This is a genomic window from Bacillus safensis FO-36b, from assembly GCF_000691165.1.
In the GTDB taxonomy this organism is placed as follows: Bacteria; Bacillota; Bacilli; order Bacillales; family Bacillaceae; genus Bacillus; species Bacillus safensis.
The window spans coordinates 87,638-107,122 of record NZ_ASJD01000004.1 but is presented as its reverse complement, the minus strand read 5'-3'; the positions used below and the strand labels follow the sequence as shown (position 1 = coordinate 107,122).

At 42.9% G+C, this 19,485-nt stretch carries 13 protein-coding genes and 1 riboswitch; of the genes, 9 read left to right on the top strand and 4 right to left on the bottom strand.

From position 1 onward, the window contains the following. The first annotated feature begins 257 nt into the window (after positions 1-257). The 6 genes from BA81_RS10975 to BA81_RS10950 are packed head-to-tail and all read left to right on the top strand — an operon-like array spanning position 258 to position 8,559. Entirely contained in the window at positions 258-1,604 is a 1,347-nt protein-coding gene (locus BA81_RS10975; protein ID WP_034282119.1) for an aspartate aminotransferase family protein, read from the top strand. Then, entirely contained in the window at positions 1,591-3,078 is a 1,488-nt protein-coding gene (locus tag BA81_RS10970; RefSeq protein ID WP_034282118.1) for a pyridoxal phosphate-dependent decarboxylase family protein, read from the top strand. The genes BA81_RS10975 and BA81_RS10970 overlap by 14 nt, the downstream gene beginning before the upstream one ends. After that, the gene (locus BA81_RS10965) at positions 3,075-4,856 is read left to right on the top strand and encodes an IucA/IucC family protein (RefSeq protein WP_034282117.1); all 1,782 of its coding nucleotides are present in this window, start codon (positions 3,075-3,077) and stop codon (positions 4,854-4,856) included. Before BA81_RS10970 ends, BA81_RS10965 begins: the two co-directional genes overlap by 4 nt. Next, positions 4,853-5,407, top strand: coding sequence for a GNAT family N-acetyltransferase (locus BA81_RS10960; RefSeq protein ID WP_034282116.1), 555 nt, complete (start codon positions 4,853-4,855; stop codon positions 5,405-5,407). Before BA81_RS10965 ends, BA81_RS10960 begins: the two co-directional genes overlap by 4 nt. After that, positions 5,382-6,731, top strand: a complete 1,350-nt coding sequence (locus BA81_RS10955) for a lysine N(6)-hydroxylase/L-ornithine N(5)-oxygenase family protein (RefSeq protein WP_034282115.1) — start codon at positions 5,382-5,384, stop codon at positions 6,729-6,731. The genes BA81_RS10960 and BA81_RS10955 overlap by 26 nt, the downstream gene beginning before the upstream one ends. Positions 6,732-6,744: 13 nt before the next feature. Continuing rightward, complete coding sequence (locus BA81_RS10950) at positions 6,745-8,559, top strand: IucA/IucC family protein (RefSeq protein WP_034282113.1); 1,815 nt, start codon at positions 6,745-6,747, stop codon at positions 8,557-8,559. A gap of 43 nt (positions 8,560-8,602) precedes the next feature. On the opposite strand, the gene BA81_RS10945 is transcribed toward BA81_RS10950, so the two are convergent. From BA81_RS10945 to BA81_RS10930, 4 genes are all read right to left on the bottom strand, one after another. Continuing rightward, entirely contained in the window at positions 8,603-9,460 is an 858-nt protein-coding gene (locus BA81_RS10945; RefSeq protein ID WP_034282111.1) for a GNAT family N-acetyltransferase, read from the bottom strand. A gap of 131 nt (positions 9,461-9,591) precedes the next feature. Then, on the bottom strand, positions 9,592-13,020 hold the full coding sequence (gene metH, locus BA81_RS10940; protein WP_034282108.1) for a methionine synthase: 3,429 nt from the start codon (positions 13,018-13,020) through the stop codon (positions 9,592-9,594). Continuing rightward, positions 13,004-14,845 (bottom strand): bifunctional homocysteine S-methyltransferase/methylenetetrahydrofolate reductase, encoded by a 1,842-nt coding sequence (locus BA81_RS10935; protein WP_034282107.1) that lies wholly within the window; start codon positions 14,843-14,845, stop codon positions 13,004-13,006. The genes metH and BA81_RS10935 overlap by 17 nt, the downstream gene beginning before the upstream one ends. 78 nt (positions 14,846-14,923) lie before the next feature. Next, a riboswitch (SAM riboswitch) is annotated at positions 14,924-15,042 on the bottom strand. 81 nt (positions 15,043-15,123) lie between these two features. Next, on the bottom strand, positions 15,124-15,615 hold the full coding sequence (locus BA81_RS10930) for a YajQ family cyclic di-GMP-binding protein (protein WP_012009527.1): 492 nt from the start codon (positions 15,613-15,615) through the stop codon (positions 15,124-15,126). Positions 15,616-15,840: 225 nt separating this feature from the next. On the opposite strand from BA81_RS10930, the gene BA81_RS10925 reads away from it, so the two are divergent. From BA81_RS10925 to BA81_RS10915, 3 genes are all read left to right on the top strand, one after another. Then, the gene (locus BA81_RS10925) at positions 15,841-16,689 is read left to right on the top strand and encodes a CvfB family protein (RefSeq protein WP_024426505.1); all 849 of its coding nucleotides are present in this window, start codon (positions 15,841-15,843) and stop codon (positions 16,687-16,689) included. Positions 16,690-16,834: 145 nt separating this feature from the next. Continuing rightward, positions 16,835-17,812, top strand: coding sequence for a BMP family lipoprotein (locus BA81_RS10920; protein ID WP_034282106.1), 978 nt, complete (start codon positions 16,835-16,837; stop codon positions 17,810-17,812). Then, complete coding sequence (locus tag BA81_RS10915; protein WP_024426503.1) at positions 17,809-19,458, top strand: methyl-accepting chemotaxis protein; 1,650 nt, start codon at positions 17,809-17,811, stop codon at positions 19,456-19,458. The genes BA81_RS10920 and BA81_RS10915 overlap by 4 nt, the downstream gene beginning before the upstream one ends. Positions 19,459-19,485 lie beyond the last annotated feature (27 nt).

The following is a 19,485-nucleotide window of genomic DNA, read 5'->3' as shown; positions in this document are numbered from 1 at the left end:
CGCTTTGAGTTGAGTAGAACAAAAGAACCAGGAAGAATGATTTGTAATTTTTTTCAATATCAAACCGTCTCATGCGTTCCATCTCCTTATGGCAGTAAGGTTTGTAAAAATTACTCGAAAATACTCATTAAAAAGAGAATATTGCATTCATATGCTTTTTGAATCATCTTTTTGAATACAATTGACTTTCCTATCTCACATCCTCTAGGCTAATAAATGAAAATGATAATCTTTATCAATTGGAGGAGTGTTTTATTATGTCCATCAAAACCGTTTCTAAAAATCAGCAATTTTTAGAGCAGCAAAGTCAAAGAGAATCTAATGCAAGGTCTTACCCGAGACGGTTCCCGTTAGCCATGCAAAAAGCCGAGGGTATGATCGTGACAGATGCAGATGGCAGAGAGTTTTATGACTGTCTGGCAGGCGCAGGAACACTTGCACTTGGTCACAATCATCCGGTTGTTATAGAAGCTATTGAACGTATGCTTCATGAAAAAAGACCATTGCATACGTTGGACATAACCTCAGAAATTAAAGAAGAATTTGTGAATGAAATTTTTTCTCACCTGCCAGAAGAGTTTGCAAAGAGAGCAAAAATTCAATTTTGTGGACCAACTGGCGGTGATGCCATAGAAGCTGCGATTAAATTAGTCAAGACAGCGACAGGAAATCGCTCCATTCTTTCTTTCCACGGTGCTTATCACGGTGCGACACATGGCACGATGTCATTAAGCGGAAATTTGTCTCCAAAGGAAAGAGTGCAAGGGTTAATTCCAGATGTGCATTTCATGCCTTATCCATATGAATATCGCTGCCCATTTGGCATTGGCGGGAAAGATTCACACCGCATTTCCAGCTCTTATATTGAGCGTGTATTAAATGATCCTGAAAGTGGTATTCTTCCACCAGCAGGTATGATCTTTGAAGCAGTACAAGGTGAGGGAGGTTCAATTCCAGCATCTATTGAATGGATAAAAGAAATGAGAAGAATCACAAAAGAAAAAGGCATTCCGCTCATTATCGATGAGGTTCAATCAGGCATTGGCCGAACAGGCAAGATGTTTGCCTTTGAACATGCGGGAATTGTGCCAGACGTTATTGTATTATCTAAAGCCATTGGTGGAAGCCTGCCGCTTTCAGTTGTGATTTATGATCAAGATTTGGATCAATGGAATCCAGGTGCACACATTGGCACATTTAGAGGAAATCAAATGGCGATGGCTGCAGGAACTGCTACGCTTAAATTTATAAAAGAAACCAATCTGCTTGATCATGTAGACCAGCTAGGGGATCGCATGCAGGCTTATCTAAAAGACATTCAAAAAAATGTACCTGCTATTGGTGATGTTCGAGGAAGAGGATTAATGATTGGTGCTGAAATAGTCAATCCAAATGAGAAGCAGGATGTGGATGGAAGTTATCCAGCAAATCCTGAGCTAGCCAGTCTCATTCAAAAGAATTGCTTCGACAAAGGCTTAATTGTAGAGACAGGAGGCCGTTTCGGTAGCGTCATTCGATTCTTACCGCCATTGATCATGACAGAAGAACAGCTTGAACAAGTCATCGCTATTTTCAAAGAGGCCGTTTACGATGCAATCAACTAAAGCTTCTGTGGATTCATTATTTATCAATCAAAGCCAGCTTGGAAGAGAGTCCTTCCGAGCGGCTCTTCATACATCTATCGACAGCTTACTGGATCAGTGGCAAAAAGACCAAGGTCCATATAGCGGAATATTGCCTGGGAAATTAGCGGCTAGTGTCGAATCCTTATTTCAGCTTCAACCGTCTGGCGAATCAATGGAATCTGTCTTTCAAGATATACAGCAGCACCTTTTGCCGCATCTCGTTGATGTATCGCATCCTAAATGCTTGGCACATTTGCATTGTCCGCCGCTTATCCCTGCACTTGCCGCAGAGGTGATAGTGAGCTCCTTTAACCAATCAATGGATTCCTTCGATCAAAGCGGTATTGCATCTTTGGTTGAGGAGGAAATTTTAAAGTGGCTATGTGCGAAGTTTTCTTATGGAAATCTAGCAGATGGGACATTTACGAGCGGTGGCACCCAATCTAACTACATGGGACTGCTTCTTGCAAGAGATGCATTTTGTGAAAACACATGGCAATGGAATGTTCAGCAGAAAGGCTTGCCGAGTGAGGCTCACCGCATGAGAATTCTTTGTTCTAAGAATGCTCATTTCACTGTGAAGAAATCTGCATCCCAGCTAGGCTTAGGGGAGCAGGCAGTTGTTCTGGTAGAGACAGATGAGCATCACCGCATGGACCTCAACGATTTGAAGAAGAAACTTGTTGAATTAAAGGAACAAGATCTCCTGCCTTTTGCGGTAGTGGCGACTTGCGGGACAACTGATTTTGGCAGTATTGACCCGGTTCGAGATGTGTATGACATCGTCAAGCCATACGGTCTATGGATTCACGCAGATGCTGCCTACGGCGGAGCGCTTGTATTAAGCGAAACCTACGGGAATAAATTAGACGGTATTGAACTTGCTGATTCCATCACGATTGACTTTCATAAACAATTTTATCAGCCGATCTCCTGCGGGGCATTTTTGCTGAAGGATAAAAGACATTTTGGTTTGATTCATTATCATGCAGATTATCTCAACCCAAAGGAAGATGAACTGGATGGAATACTACATCTTGTCCATAAATCTGTCCAAACGACGCGCCGGTTTGACGCACTGAAATTGCTTCTTTCTCTTCGTCTGATTGGTGAGGAAGGGTTTGGTGACATCATTGACCATACCATTGATTTTGCAAAGGATGTGGCCGCGCTTATTGAAAGCAATGATCACCTTGACGTGATCAATCCTGAGCCAGAAATCAATGCAGTTGTGTTTCGATTTAAGGGGGCGGATGACATCAATAAAATCATCCATCGAACGTTATTCAAATCAGGAGCTGCTGTCATTGCGAAAACAGTGGTGGATGGTCAAACATGCTTAAAATTCACTTTGTTAAATCCGAGAACGACAATCACACATATTGAGGAAATCCTTTCTGACATCGTTGATATCGGGATCGCTCATATTCAATCCGGGAGGGTACTACGTTGAGTCAATATAAACAAATGGCTGAAAATGCAACTATGCAAAGCTTTTTAAACTGTTTTTTACGTGAAACAGGAATCGATCGATCTGCAAAAAAAGAGACGAAAGCAGATGGTTCGCTTGTATTCGTGGCAAAACTAGCAAAGCAAGACCTTGAGCTTGTGATTCCGATCCGATATTTTTCATCTGTAGGCCGCCATCTCTTTGATTTTCCGATTCGCTTTCGTCCAAGTGGCAGCGAAAAAGAGGGAACGATCGTCGATTACACGACACTTGTTGCTTTATGTTCAAAGGAGCTCCTCATTGCATATGGCCGCACTGATGCAGAGGATGAATTCATGCTTCGCATCATTTTAAGCTGCCGAAATATTGAACGATTCTTACGGGAGAGAGAAAGTGATCAAGCTGCTTTATCTCAAGCTGATTTTGAGTACATCGAGGCTGAGCAGTCACTTCTCCTTGGACATTTAACACATCCTACACCAAAAAGCAGACAAGGGATGACAGAAGAGGAGGAAGCCGTCTATTCTCCTGAGCTGAAAGGAGCTTTCCAGCTTCATTACTTTAAAGCGCACCATTCGATTGTGCTTCAGGATTCGTCTATTTCACAATCTGCGGCAAGCCTCATGTTAGAAGAGCTTTCGCGTCAGGTGCCAGAAGAAACAGAGAGACTGAATAGGTTAACAGAAAACGGAGAATTTGTGCTCATTCCGATTCATCCGCTGCAAGTCAAAGTGGTCATGGAGAAGGCATTCGTGAAGCGTTATATAGAGGAGGGGAAACTGACTTATTTAGGACCGCTCGGGTCTGAATACACAGCGACCTCATCCTTTAGAACGGTCTATCAAAAGGATTCTGCTTACATGCTCAAATTCTCTGTTCCTGTGAAAATTACGAACTCTTTACGTATCAATAAACAAAAGGAACTGGATCGAGGAGTAGAGATGTCCCGCATCTTAAAAACAGAATTAGGCGTTTCTTTATATGAAAAATTCTCTGGATTCCGTGTCATTGAAGATCCTGCATATCTCTCTATTCGAGGAGATGAAGCGGAATCTGGCTTTGAAGTGGTCATTCGTCAAAATCCATTCTTGCATCGTGAAAAAGGCGCAAGCTTAATTGCTGGGCTATGTCAGGATCATGCGTACGGAGGAAAATCGAGATTAGCAGGAATTATTCATAAACTTGCAGATTCAGAAGGCCGGTCAACAGAAGCGGTCAGCCAAGATTGGTTTAAACAATATTTGACCATTTCGTTAAAACCGATGCTCTGGCTGTTTGAAACGTATGGTCTTGCACTCGAGGCCCATCAGCAAAATGCTGTTGTGCAAATGAAGGATGGTTATCCAGAGACTTTCTATTATCGTGACAACCAAGGCTACTATTATAGTGAATCAAAAAAAGATAAGCTCGCAAATCTAGTTCAAAACTTGAGCGTAAGAAGTGAAACCATTTGTGCGGATGATGTAGCCGTTGAGAGACTCCGTTATTATTTCTTCTTTAATCATTTATTTGGTCTCATTAATGGCTTTGGCACAGAAGGTCTAGCAAAGGAAGAAGATTTGCTGGCACTCGTGAGAGATACATTGCTCGCTCATGAGGAGACGTACGGAGCATCTGATCTGACTAACAGCCTTCTCCGCTCAAAAGAACTTCCTTCAAAAGCGAATTTGCTGACAAGATTTGAAGATATGGATGAGCTGACAGGATCTCTGGAAACACAGTCTCGTTACACGGCTGTCTTGAATCCGCTCTTTTTACATAAGGAGGCGCTGATTGGATGAGGCATCGCATCAGGTTTATTCGTGCTGAATATGAAAGAGATGTCCAGCTTGTCCATAAGTGGATGCAAGAAGAGTACGTTCACCCATTTTGGCATTTGAATATTCCATTTCCTGCTTTTGAAAAGCATTTTTATCAGGCCATACATGATCCGCATCAAACCCTTTATTTAGGCACGATTGATGGGACGCCAATGAGTTATTTTGAGGCTTACAACGTGAAAGGGGATATCATTGAATCCTACTATGAGCCTTCTCCGCATGATCAAGGCATCCACCTGTTAATAGGGGAGCCGGATTATGTGGGAAAAGGATTTGCTGCGCCGCTCCTTCAGGAAATGACAGCATTTCAATTTGAGCAGAACAAACGAACAGAAAAAATCGTTGCTGAGCCGGATATTCGCAATGAAAAAATGATTCATGTATTTGAAAAATGCGGCTTCGAACGTGTGAAACCAGTCACTTTACCCGATAAAACAGGTCTTTTGATGTTTTGTGATCGAGAACGATTCGAAAGGAAGTATAACCATGACGCGGTTCAACAAGCAAAATAATATAGTGGATGTAATTGGGATCGGCATTGGCCCGTTTAACCTCGGGCTTGCCGCATTATCTGAAGAGGTAAATGAAATCGACGCTTTGTTTTTTGAAAGAAGTGAAGCCTTTCACTGGCACCCAGGGATGCTCATTGAAGGGACAACACTGCAAGTCCCATTTTTAGCGGACCTTGTCAGCATGGCAGATGTGAAAAGCAAATATAGCTTCCTCAACTATTTGCAGGAACAAAACCGTTTGTATTCATTTTACTTTCTAGAAGACTTCCATATCCCGCGCAAGGAATACAGTCATTATTGCCGCTGGGTCGCTGACCAGTTAGACTCTTGCCGATTCGGCATGAATGTCGAATCTGTCTCACTGATCGAAAAGGCAGGGGAAAAGCGGTATGAAGTGCATGTCCGTCATGTAAAGGACCAAACTGTAGAGGTGTTTGAAAGCAAACATCTCGTCTTAGGAATTGGCACGCAGCCGGCGATACCCGCATCGCTCCAGCCAGCTTTAGGAGAGAAGGTTTTTCACTCAGCTGACTATTTAAAACGAAAGAAAGAAGGCTGTTTCAAAGGGAAATCTGTGACAGTTATCGGCTCTGGTCAAAGTGCGGCAGAAGTGTTTTATGACATTTTATCAGATGATGACGCGAAGGATATTCACTGGTTCACACGGTCAAAAGGATTTTTCCCAATGGAATATTCAAACCTTGGACTTGAGTATTTCTCCCCTGACTATATTGATTTCTTTTATGAGCTTCCGCAAGCCAAAAAGGATGCGTTATTAAAACAGCAAGACTTGCTGTATAAAGGTATCAGTTCGGCGATGATTCGTGATATTTATCATTTGCTTTATGAACGTTCCGCCTGTGGAAAGCAGCTGAACACAGTGCTTCAAGCCATGACAGAGGTTAACCTGATTGAGGAAACTACAGGCAGATTATCACTTTCATGCACGCAATGGGTCAAGGAAGAATACTTTACACATGAAACGGATATTGTCGTATTGGCGACTGGCTACCAATCCGTTCTGCCGCCGTTTATCAACCCTATTTCTCATCACATTCAATGGGATGATCAAGGACGTTTCCAAGTTGAACGTGAATATCGTTTGAAAACAAATACGATGGGTGAAAATGATATTTTTGTACAAAATGCAGAGCTTCATACACATGGGGTCGGCGCTCCAGATTTGGGGCTGGGGGCTTATCGAAACAGTGTGATCATCAATGAACTTGCTCGTCAAACCGTGTATCCACTTTATCAAAAGCATGTCTTCCAGACATTTGGAACACACAAGAACGCACACACATTTGAAGAAATCAAAGGATAAGGAGGATGAAGCGATGAGTGTACAAGATGAATTGAAAAAAGCGGTGAATTCTGCTGCTTGGAAAAAGGCAAACCAGCGAATGGTGGCAAAAATGCTGTCTGAATATATGTATGAGGACATGCTTCATCCTGTTGAGCTGGATTGTAAGGATGGCATCGCGCAGTATGAATTAATCATTCACGAACATAAGAAATATCGTTATCTGGCAAAACCTCGGTTGTTTGATAGTTTTGATACAATCGCTGAATCAATTGAGTGCTGTCAAGATGGAAAATGGTCAAAGGATGTCAGTGCCATTGTGTTTTTACTAGACATTCAGCCGATCATTCCAATGTCTTCTGATACAACAGGCCATCTTATCAAAGAGCTTCACCATACTTTGTTAGCCGATGTCCATTTGCTGTCGAAAAAAGCACTTCGTGCGGATGAACTGACAGATACGGATTATGCATGGATTGAAGGAGAAATGACAGGCCATCCTTGGATTGTGTATAACAAAGGACGTATAGGATTCAGCTACGATGATTACTTAGCTTATGCACCAGAACGGCAGGAATGTGTGCAGCTGTCTTGGATTGCTGTACATAGAGAGCTTGCGACATTCCATGCAGTCGATCATGAAAACTATGAGCAGGTGATCGCCAAAGAATTAGATGAAGTCACGATTCGTCAATTTCAGCGTGTGTTAAAGGATGAAGGACTGAATGCAGCTGACTATTATATGATGCCTGTCCATCAGTGGCAGTGGACGCATATGATTATTCAGCATTTCCCGGAAGATTTGGCCTTGCGCCGGATTGTGTATTTGGGAGAGGGACTGGATCAATATATCCCGCAGCAGTCGATCAGAACCTTTACAAATATCTCAAACAAAGGCAAGCATCATATTAAACTGCCAATGAGTATTTTAAATACACTCGTGTACCGTGGACTCCCATCAGAACGTACGGTCATTGCCCCGCGCATTACAGCGCATATTAAAGGGATTGCCGATCAAGACTCATTTTTATCTGATGTCTGCCGCGTCATTTTACCAGGTGAGAATGCAAGTATCAATGTCGATCATCCATACTACAGCAAACTGCCTGGTGCGCCGTATCAATATCTTGAGATGCTCGGTGTCATTTTTAGAGAAAGCATTTATACGTACTTAGAAGAAGGGGAGAGCCCTGTTACACTTGCGGCACTCACTTATGAGGATCATGAAGGTGAGCCGTATATCAAGCAGCTGATTGAAAAATCAGGTCTCTCAGCAAAAGAATGGATGGCGAAGTTTTTCCATGTCGTGATGCCGCCGCTGCTGCACTTTATGTATCAATACGGCACAGTCTTTTCACCGCATGGGCAAAATACAATTCTTGTGTTAAAAAATCATCAGCCGCATCGTTTGGCGATCAAAGATTTCGTTGATGATGTGAATATAAGTGACCAGCCGCTGCCTGAATTAGCTTCATTAGAAGAAGATTTAAAAGAAGTGCTGCGCAGTGAGCCGCCAGAAGGTCTGGTGCAATTTATCTTTACAGGATTATTTATTTGCAATCTGCGTTATGTATCCAACGTATTAGACAATCACAATCTGTTAGATGAAACGACTCTTTGGCGTTTGCTTGCTGAAGAAATTCAGCAGTATCAAAAGCAATTCCCGCAGCTAAAAGACCGTTTTGAATTATTTGATCTATTACAGCCGAAGCTGACAAAGCTTTGCTTAAATCGTAATCGAATGATTGATTATGGCTATGGAGATGGAGATGACCGCCCGCATGCATCAGAGCATGGGAAGGTCACAAATGCACTCGCTCATGTTCTTTCGTCAGTTGGGGAGAAGTAATAGAAAAGCTGTAGACATCAAGTGTCTACAGCTTGTTTGTTTTTTAAGAAAATGCTTGAGAGGCAAGGAAATAGAAAAGGGCGGGATCATTCAGTTTTTCTTTCCCGCGAATCATCATAAAATGCGCTACGTTTGTTTTTGTAAATCCTGCTTCAACAAGTGTTTTATGCAGGCGTTCAGCAGTTTCTTCCTGCATATCTAAACGAATTGCGCCTGAATAAGACGAGATGAGTGATTGGATGAGCGAGAGAGCGGTTTGTTCATCGTTTGCTGTAAGCGGTCCAATCATTAGATTAGCAGGGGTTTCGATGCCAAAGGCAAATCCAGTTGTTTCATGGTGCTCATTCTTTGCAATCAGCCGGAACGATGCTCGTTCCATTCGCTTTCTTATAAAGCTTGATCGATTGGTGCCTGCACCTTTTTCGTCAAGTGCTTCAATAGACGGAAGGTCCGCTTCATCAGCAGGAGAAAGGTGAATCCCGCCTGGCACACGAAAAGCCGCTGGATTCGTGGTCTGTGCTTTGTATGTATGAATGTAGCCGGCCGTTTGAAATCCAATTTTTTCGTAAACGGGCTGTCCTTGTACAGTAGCGGTTAAAACGACAGGAACGCTTTGATCGCTTCTGCGAAGCAGGGTGTCAATCATTTTCCGTGCAAGGCCTAAGCCGCGATGTGTCTCAGATACAATAACGGCACCAATTGATGCTGCTTTATCATATTGGAAAAGTCCTGCACATGAGATCACTTGTCCATCTGTTGTTGAAAAACCTGTAAAATATCCGTTTGTTAAAAGAGATGTAAGCTCATCCGCATTGTAATCAGGCCAGTCGACCTCTTTTGACAATGCGATAAGATCGGGTATGTCATCAAGTGTTAAAGTTCGTTGTACAACGTTTTCCAATACACGCAACTCCTTCTTAGCTGATTTCATCTATATGTATCGTACCATATGAAGGCATAAGAAAAAGGAAAATCCTTTTCGTCTCAGCGTGTATCAAAAAAGAAGAACCCCCAATGACGGAGGGTCCAGTCTTAATGAACATTAAAATATCGAGCTTCAGGGTGGGAAACGACGATCGCTGAAACAGATGCTTCAGGTTCCATCATGAATCCTTCTGTCAGATGGATGCCGATTTTTTCAGGCTGAAGCAGCTTGAACAGCTTTTCTTGATCCTCAAGATTTGGACACGCTGGATAACCAAAGGAATAGCGCTGCCCTTGATATTTCGCTTGGAATCGTTTTTCCATTGTAAAATCGACTGGGTCAGCGAATCCCCATTTGTCACGAATCACTTGGTGGGCTCTTTCAGCTAATCCCTCTGCAAGCTCAAGTGCCAGAGCTTGGACAGCATGCATTTTTAAATAATCTCCTTCCTGCTTAAATTGCTGCGCGACCTCGCGTATACGCGCGCCGGCTGTGACGGCGAATAAGGCAATATAATCTTTCTCGTTTTCATCACTTTTCCGTACATAATCAGAAATGGAGCGGTACGGGAGCTTCTCCTGCCTTGGAAATTGGAACGTTTCAATGATGCGGTCAGGCTCTATGGGATCATAAATATGCAAATCATTTCCGTCTGAACTGGCAGGGAAGAATTGATACACAAATGCTGGCGCAAACCAGTTTTTCTCTCTGCCTTCGTTTAGAAGATCTGTGACAAGCTGTTTTAATTCCAATGCTTTTGGGTGCTTTTCAGCTAATAAGGTTTTGATCTTTCCCTTTAAGCCGAGATGATGACCAATAAGCATTTGTTCATTCACATAAGGCATAATATGATGCAAATCGATGTCCTTCACATAATGGCGTGCGGTATTTTCTGGCGTAAATACCGGTGCCTTCGGGAGTGCTGCGCGTTTTTCTAGTAATTCTATGACAGCTTTCGGCTGCTTTCCTTCTTTTTCCTTGAAAGGTGCCGCTGGCTCTTCTTGCGGTTTTGTTTGAAATTGAAGAGGATTCGCTTTTAACTCATTGGCTAATGATAGTCCGTCCATCGCATCTTTTGCATAAAGAACAGGTCCATCATAATGAGGCGAAATTTTCATTTTCGTAAATTTACGAGAAAGGGCAGCACCGCCGACCAAAATAGGAACAGAAATATTGGCTTTTTGTAAATCTTGAGCGGTTAGTACCATTTGCTGTGCGGATTTTACAAGTAAGCCTGATAATCCAATCATATCTGGTTTTTCCTTTTGCACAGCTTCAATCAATGTTTGAGGTGTCACCTTGATGCCGAGGTCGACCACCTGAAAGCCGTTATTGCTCAAAATGATGTCGACGAGGTTTTTCCCGATATCATGGACATCTCCTTTTACAGTCGCAAGTAGAATCTTTCCTTTCCCGCTCGCATGCTGCTTTTCCATATATTGCTCAAGAAACGAAACAGATGCTTTCATGACCTCAGCCGATTGAAGCACTTCGGCTACAATCAATTCGTTTTGATTAAAAAGACGACCAACTTCAGCCATTCCCTGCATTAACGGGCCATTGATGATATGAAGCGGCGATTCATATTGCTCCAAAGCAAGGGATAGGTCATCGATGAGACCTTCTTTCGTTCCCTCGACGACATAGAGCGCCAGCCTTTCTTCAAGTGATAAGGAGATCTTTGGTTTTTTCTCCGTTTTCTTTTTGCCGCGGTAAAATTGGGTGAATTCAGCCAGTGTTTGATCATTTGTTTCATAAAGCAAGGTTTCAGCTAGTTTGATTTCTTCCTTTGGAATGGAAGCGAAGCGTTCAAGCTTTTCTGTATTGACAATGGCATAGTCAAGCCCTGCTTGCACGCAGTGATACAAATAAACGGCATTTAAGATTTCTCTGCCAACAGGCGGAAGTCCGAAAGATACGTTGCTGATGCCTAAAATGGTGAGGCACTCAGGCAGGGTTTCCTTAATCATTTTAATGCCTTTGATCGTTTCTTCAGCGGCGCCAATATATTGCTCGTCTCCAGTGCCTACGGGAAAGACAAGCGGATCAAAAATGATGTCACTTGCGGGAATACCATATTTCTTTGTTAGTAAATCGTGAGAACGTACAGCAATTTCAAGCTTTCGTTCTGCTGTCACCGCCATTCCTATTTCATCAATCGTGCCAACAACAAGTGCACCGCCATATAGCTTCACAAGAGGAAGAATCTCTTCAAAGCGTTCCTCGCCATCCTCAAGGTTGATGGAATTGATGATGGCTTTCCCTTGAGAGTAAGTGAGTGCCTTTTCAATCACGTGTTTATCCGTTGAATCAATGACAAAAGGGGCTTTCACCTTTTTCATGGCTTCTTGTAAAAAGCCTTCCATGTCTGCTGCCTCATCACGGTCTGGATCGGCGAGACACACATCAACGACGTGAGCGCCATTTTTCACTTGAGCACGAGCAATTTCTGCTGCTTCTTCAAACTTTTGTTCCGCAATGAGCCGTTTGAATTTGCGAGAACCAATGACATTGGTCCGTTCGCCTACAAAAAGAGGACGCATCGAATCCTCATAAATAAGAGGCTCAATTCCTGATACGGTATGCTGCGGTGATTCGCGGTTGATATGACGCGGCTGAAGCGTGCGTACTTCATCTGACAATGCTTGAATATGCGCAGGTGTAGTCCCGCAGCAGCCGCCGACAATATTTAACCAGCCTTCCTTAGCAAAGGCGGCGATTTTTTTAGCAAGAGAGGCAGGGGATTCGTGATATTGGCCTTCTTCATCTGGGAGACCAGCATTCGGATAGCAGCTCACCGCTGACTTTGCAATGGAGGAGAGCGTGCGGATGTGGTCTGTCATAAATTCTGGACCAGTCGCACAGTTAAGGCCCACACTGATTGGTTTCATATGCTCAAGAGAGATATAAAAGGCTTCAATATCCTGACCAGCAAGGGTGGTGCCCATCGGTTCAATCGTTCCTGATACCATGAGTGGTAATTGGATGCCCGTCTGCTGAAAGGCTTCCTGAATCCCTTTGAATCCAGCTTTTACATTCAGCATATCTTGGCTTGTTTCTAAAAGAAGGGCATCACACTTTCCGTCAATCAGGGCGCGGGCCTGCTCTTCATAATTTCTGACGAGCTCACTGAAGGTTGTGCCGCCTGTTACAGATAATGTTTTCGTTGTCGGGCCCATTGCGCCTACAACAAAACGAGGCTTTTCTGGTGTGGAGAAACGGTCAGCTTCTGCCTTTGCCAGCTGCGCAGCTCGAACATTGAGTTCATAGGCAAGGTGCCCAAGCCCATATTCGTCAAGGACGAGCTTTGTCGCGCCGAACGTATTTGTTTCAATGAGGTCAGCACTTGCTTCAAGGTACTCCCTATGGATCTTAGAGATGATGTGAGGGGCTGTCACATTCAAATACTCGTTACAGCCCTCATACTCTTCTCCGCCAAAGTCCTCTGCTGTCAGGTTGGCGTTTTGAATCATTGTGCCCATTGCCCCATCAAGGACGAGGATGCGTTTTTTGAGCTGTTCAGTGATAGTTGACATGGACGTTAGACTCCTTTTCTTTCTGATGGATGTAGGTGGTCAGTTCTGCTGTTAAATCTGATCGAAGGAAAGGAGTAATTAAATAAATGCCATTAAACAATTCGCAGGCTGTATCTAATAAAGAGCGGGCAATCGCTAAGCCTTCTGTTCGCTGCTTTTCTTTATCCTCGCCAGCTTTGGCCATAATGTCACGAATAGAATCAGATAATTTGATGCCTGGAATTTCGTGATGAATAAACTCTGCATTTCGGCTGCTTGTTAACGGCATAATGCCGATATAAATCGGTTTATCCAAGTGGCGGCTTTCCTCATGAATTTTCACAAGCTGTTCCTCAGAATAAACAGGCTGTGAAATAAAATAATCAGCACCGTATTCGATTTTTTTCTCAAGACGTTTCACCGCTTTATCAATATGGCGCACATTTGGGTTAAACGCGCCAGCCACTGAAAAATTGGTCTTTTTGCCAAGGGGCTTTCCTGAGAAAGAAAGGCCTTCGTTAAACTGTTTGATGAGACGAATCAAATCAAAGGAGGTTAAATCATACACAGATGTTGCACCTGGGAAGTCTCCAATTTTAGATGGATCGCCTGTGATCGCTAAAATATCGGTTAATCCAAGGGTGTCGAGCCCCATTAAATGAGATTGAAGCCCAATCAAATTACGGTCGCGGCATGTGATATGAACAAGAGAACGCATATCGAGCTGCTGCTTTAATAATGCGCCGCAAGCGACATTGCTAATGCGCGGAGTCGCAAGAGAATTATCGGCTAACGTCAATGCATCAATGCCAGCATTCTTTAATTCATTTGCAGCAACGAGAAATTTTTCGAAGTTCAGCTTCTTCGGCGGATCGAGCTCTACGATAATCGATCGTTTTTTCACAGCCAGCTCATCAAGACCTGGCTCAGTGCGCTGATCTTGGATGGAAATGATTTCTTCTTTTAACACCTTCACTTCTTTTTCAGTGATCGGTGCTAAATCTTTGACCGCTTCAGCCATTGCGCTAATATGCTGAGGTGTTGTTCCGCAGCAGCCTCCGATAATACGTGCGCCCTGATTTCTAAATTCAAGTGCACTTTTTCGGAAATAATCGTTATCGGTATCATAGACGAGTCTGCCTGCTTCAAGAGAGGGGAGACTGCTGTTAGGATAGACAGATAAATGCGAATTTTCCAAAAGTGGAACGCCTTCGAGTGCCTGAATCATGTGATAAGGGCCCAGCCGGCAGTTGATGCCGACAACATCTGCACCAAGAGATGATAACTCAGATAAACCATCCTTCAGCGGGGTACCATCCTGCAAAACGCCTTGTTCATGCATAGAGACGTTCATGACAATCGGAAGAGTCGTTTCTTTGCGGGCAATTTGGAGAACAGCCTTCGCTTCTTCTATATCATAATATGTTTCAAGCAATAATCCGTCAGGCTCTTCATTTAATAGGATGTACAGCTGCTCTCTAAAGCTTCGTTTGATTTCTTCTATAGAGTAGGCATTTTTGTTAAACGTTCGAATGCCGCCAATTGTTCCGAGTACATAAGCAGAGCCTGCGGCTGCTTTTGCAATTTGTACCGCTTTTGTATTGATGCGTTTCGTTTCTTCCTCTAAGCCGTAGCGGGATAGTTTAATATAATTCGCACCGTATGTGTTCGTTTGGATGATGTCAGCGCCTGCCTGCACATATGCTTCGTGCACGCGTTTCACTTCATCCTCTTTCGATAAATTTAATTCTTCAAAGCAGCGGTCAATGCCGTAAGAGTATAAAAGTGTTCCCATCGCTCCGTCAGCAATCAGTACGCGGTTTTGTAAGTCTTGTAATAGGCCCATTGTATTCCTCCTTATTTCTATGTAACAAAAAAAGCCTTCTGATAAGAAGAAGACTTTTTGGCTGTATCGTAATTCTTCTCCTTATCTTCCAAGCAGTTGCTTGCTGGATTTAGCACCTTGGTCATAGAAAATAGATTTCTACTACACCGGTTGCTGAGGCTTCACAGGGCCAGTCCCTCTGCCTCTCTTGATAAGAAAGCAATATGAACATGTCAATGAATTGAACTTCCATCAACTGTAACGAAAAATGCAGAAATAATCAATGGAAAATTTGAAATTTATCGAAAATTTATAAATTGGACATCAATCGGCAAATCAGCCTTGCGCATAAGAGAAATCACCTCTTGTAAATCATCTTTATTTTTCCCTGTCACACGCACTTGGTCATCCTGAAATTGTGATTTCACTTTGATGCCAGACTGCTTGATAAGCGCGTTGATCTTTTTGGCGTTGTCTTGATCAATCCCGCTGATCAGCTTCGCACGCTGGCGTACTGTACCACCTAGGGCATGCTCAGTTTTTCCGTAATCGATGTTTTTAGTTGGAACATTTCGTTTGATCAGCTTTGTCACAAGCACATCTTTTAGCTGCTCAAGTTTGAAGTCATCATCAGAAATGAGGACAAGCTCTTCTTTTTCGAGAGAAATATCACTTTTACTTCCTTTAAAATCATAACGGTTTTTAATTTCTTTCAGTGCTGCTTGAACAGCGTTTTGCACTTCAGGCAGTTCAACCTTCGATACAATGTCAAATGAGCTTTCTTTTGCCATCACACATGACCTCCAAGTTTAGATATTGCGTCTATTTTATCATGCAAATAGCAGAAGAAGAAAACTTTATCAAAGAGTAAAGCCGCCAGCCGTATAAATCATGTCCAGTTTGTCCACTTTAGCTAACAGAACTAGAGATGTTCATGCAGGAAGAAGTATAGTAGAATAGAGTGAATCAAAAGATGAACGAACGCTCTTTTATGGGCAGATAGGAAGGAAGAGAACATGAGACCAGGTGAGCAACTGACCTTGCAAATAGAGAATGAAATGGAATACGGCTACTTTTTGACAGACGGTGAAGATTCGGTCCTCTTACACCGCAGTGAAATGACAGAAGATATTGGTGACCGAGATGAAGTAGAGGTCTACTTATATGTAGATCATGAAGAAAGACTCGCTGCCACGATGAAAATACCTACAATTAACGCACATACATACGACTGGGTAGAAGTCGTGGACGTGGTAGAAGACATGGGCGCATTTGTTGATGTTGGGCTGTCAAAGGATGCACTTGTTGCAACAGAACACCTCCCGCCTTTTGAGGAAGCATGGCCGAAAAAAGGAGACAAACTCTACTGTATGCTGAAAGTCACAAGCTACGGCAGAATGTTCGCAAAACCAGCCACAGAAGACGTGATCAGTGAATTGTTCACAGAGGCACCAGAAACCTTAATGAACAAAGAAATCACTGGAACAATCTATCGTTTAATTGCGACAGGTTCTTTTATGCTGACAGATACAGGCGTGCGTGGGTTTATTCACCGCACGGAACGAAAGGAAGAGCCACGATTAGGATCGACCGTGACAGGACGCGTCATTGCAGTGAAAGAGGACGGAACGGTGAACGTTTCTCTGCTTCCTAGAAAACAGGATGCACTATCTGTCGATGCAGAAGAAATTTTAACCTATATGAGAACAAGAAACGGCGCCATGCCTTATGGGGACAAAAGTGATCCAGAGGATATCCGCGAAAGATTTCAAATGAGCAAGGCAGCCTTTAAACGAGCACTAGGTCATCTCATGAAAAATGATTTAGTTTACCAAAAAGAAGGCTGGACATACGAGAAAAAGTGAGCATTTGCTCACTTTTTTATTTTTGTCTTAAATAATGGATTTTTTCTGTGAAAAAAGTCATGAAAAACCTTCACTAATCATTGAAACAACGCCTCTCAAATCCGATAAAAAAGGAGTAAGGATGATAAAAGGAGTGTGTTTTTGGATGAAAGTGAAGATTTCATTACTTCTGATGGCAGCCATGCTTATGGTGCTCGCCGCATGCGGTAATCAACAGGAGGGGGCGCCAAAATCAACTGCGAAGCATATTGGCGTTATGCTCACAGATGATGGTCTTGGTGATCAATCATTTAACGATTCATCATTTAAAGGATTAGAAAAAGCACGTGATGAGCTTGGCATTGAATTTGATTATAGAGAAATTGCAGAAACTGATACATATGAAAAAGGGCTGACAGAACTCGTAAAAGATGGAAATGATCTTGTCATTGGTGTAGGTTTCAGTATGCAAGAAGACCTGGAAAAAGTCGCAAAGAAATATCCGAAGAAGCAGTTCCTTTTGATCGATGCTGTATCTGAGCTGAAAAATGTGACCTCTGTGACGTTTAAAGAAGAGCAAGGCAGCTATTTAGCGGGAGCACTTGCTGCGATGACAACGAAAAGCGATGTCATTGGATTTGTTGGCGGTGTTGACGCAGATGTCATTCATCGTTTTGAAAAAGGATTTCAAAAAGGCGCCAAATCAGTCAATCCGAAAATCAAGATCTTATCCACCTATGCCGGTACGTTTAGTGATGCAGGCAAGGGTAGTAAAATAGCCAAAGACATGATCAAAAAGAAAGCAGACGTTTTATATGCCGCAGCCGGTTATACAGGTGTCGGTGTATTAAAAGAAGCGCAGGCGCAGGGTGAATATGCCATTGGTGTAGACAGCGATCAGTACTATACTGCTGAAAAAGCGGTCATTTCGTCTATGGTGAAAAAAGTCGATGAAGTGGTCTATCAATTCAGTGAACAGCTCGTCAAGAACAATCAAATGAAAAGCGGTCATGTTGTCTATGACTTAAGCAATGATGGAATCGATATGGCAAAAATCCGGATCCTGAAAAATGCTGAGACACTGACCAAAAAATTAAATGGGCTGAAGCAGACGCTTCTAAAAGAAGAGGGGGACGCATCATGAGCTTACGCGTCAAAATTTTACTTAACTCACTTATTTCACTTCTTTTAGCAGTTGGCGTCATCGCCTTTATCATTGTCAGCATGACAAAGATCCAATCATCAAATGAGACAGATGTGCAAACCTTATTAAACGTACAAAAAACGAAGGCAAGCTTTGAAAGTGTCGAGCAAGCCATGACCAATTATTCGATGACACTCTCAGATGAACAGCTAGAGATCGTTCAAAACGATATTTCTACAGCAAAAAAGCAGCTGCAAACGCTAAACAAACATGCAGGAAATATGAACAAAGAGGCATTAACAAGGTTAAATTCAAAATTTGACACGTGGACCAAGGAAGCAAACAACGCCATTGGTGAAAAAAACGCATCGGATGCAAGACGTGTGGCAGCAAGAATTGATGGCGTTTTAAACGATGTGCATACGATGAATAAAAGGGCAGAAGAAGCGTATAAACAAAATCTAGAGGCTGCAGCAGACAATGTCCAATGGATTATCACAAGTGCACTCGTCTCAGCACTCACACTGATTGTCATTGCTGTCTTTTTGAATATTGGATTAACGCGATCCATCGTGACACCCATCAAATCACTATCCTACAGAGCAAAGCAGATCGCAGAAGGCAATCTTGCTGTGGAGCGGATGGATATTCAGCGCAAGGATGAAATCGGCGGCTTGAATGAATCCTTTAATCAAATGACAGATCAGCTGATTAGTCTGATTAAAGAAATCAGCAATGTCTCAAGCCGAGTAGAGACATTCTCGATCCACCTGAATGATGAAAACAAAAAAATGATGGAGTCTGCGAATCAAGTATCTGTTTCGACAGACGAAATGGCCAATGGGTCACAAGCGATTTCAGAAGATCTCCAGCACGGCGTCAGCTTGATTGAGAAAATGGACCAGCATGGACGTAAAAATTCAGAACGCTCGCAAACGGTCATCCGCAGTACAGAGGATGCCATCGAAGCAGTAGAAAGCGGAAAGCACACGTTAACAGAAACAAAAACAGCGATTGAAAAAAATACACATGCCACGAGACAAATCGAAGAATCAGCAGGAGAATTTACGCAATACGCCAGCGGAATCTCGGCCATGGCCAAAACGGTTTCTGACATTGCGGACCAAACAAACCTGCTTTCCTTAAACGCAGCCATTGAAGCGGCAAGAGCAGGCGAAGCTGGAAAAGGCTTTGCCGTTGTAGCAGATGAAATTCGCAAGCTTGCTGATGAATCGTCTAATGCAACAAGACAAATCTTTGACATGGTCAGTCATATTGAAAGAGGCATTCAATCCATTAGTCAAACTGTTCAAGAAGGGGTCAAACTTTCACTTCAGCAGCAGGATGCGATGGACAAAACCTCACACTCCTTTGAAGATATAGAAACAAAAGCGCAGCATATTAAACAAGAAATGGCGGTCTTAAATGACCAAATTATGCAATCAACAGAACTTGGCGGACAAGTGCTGCACTCGATTGAAAATATTAGTGCAGTTGTAGAAGAAACAGCAGCTGGCAGCGAAGAAATTTCTGCCTCAGCCAATGAACAGCTGCAATCGTTCCATCAAATGAACAAACAGGTCGAAGAATTGATGAGTATGACGGCGAGGTTAAATGAAACCGTCCAGCGATTTAAACTTTCATAAGAAAAGCACCCTTCCCGTGTTGTGTCA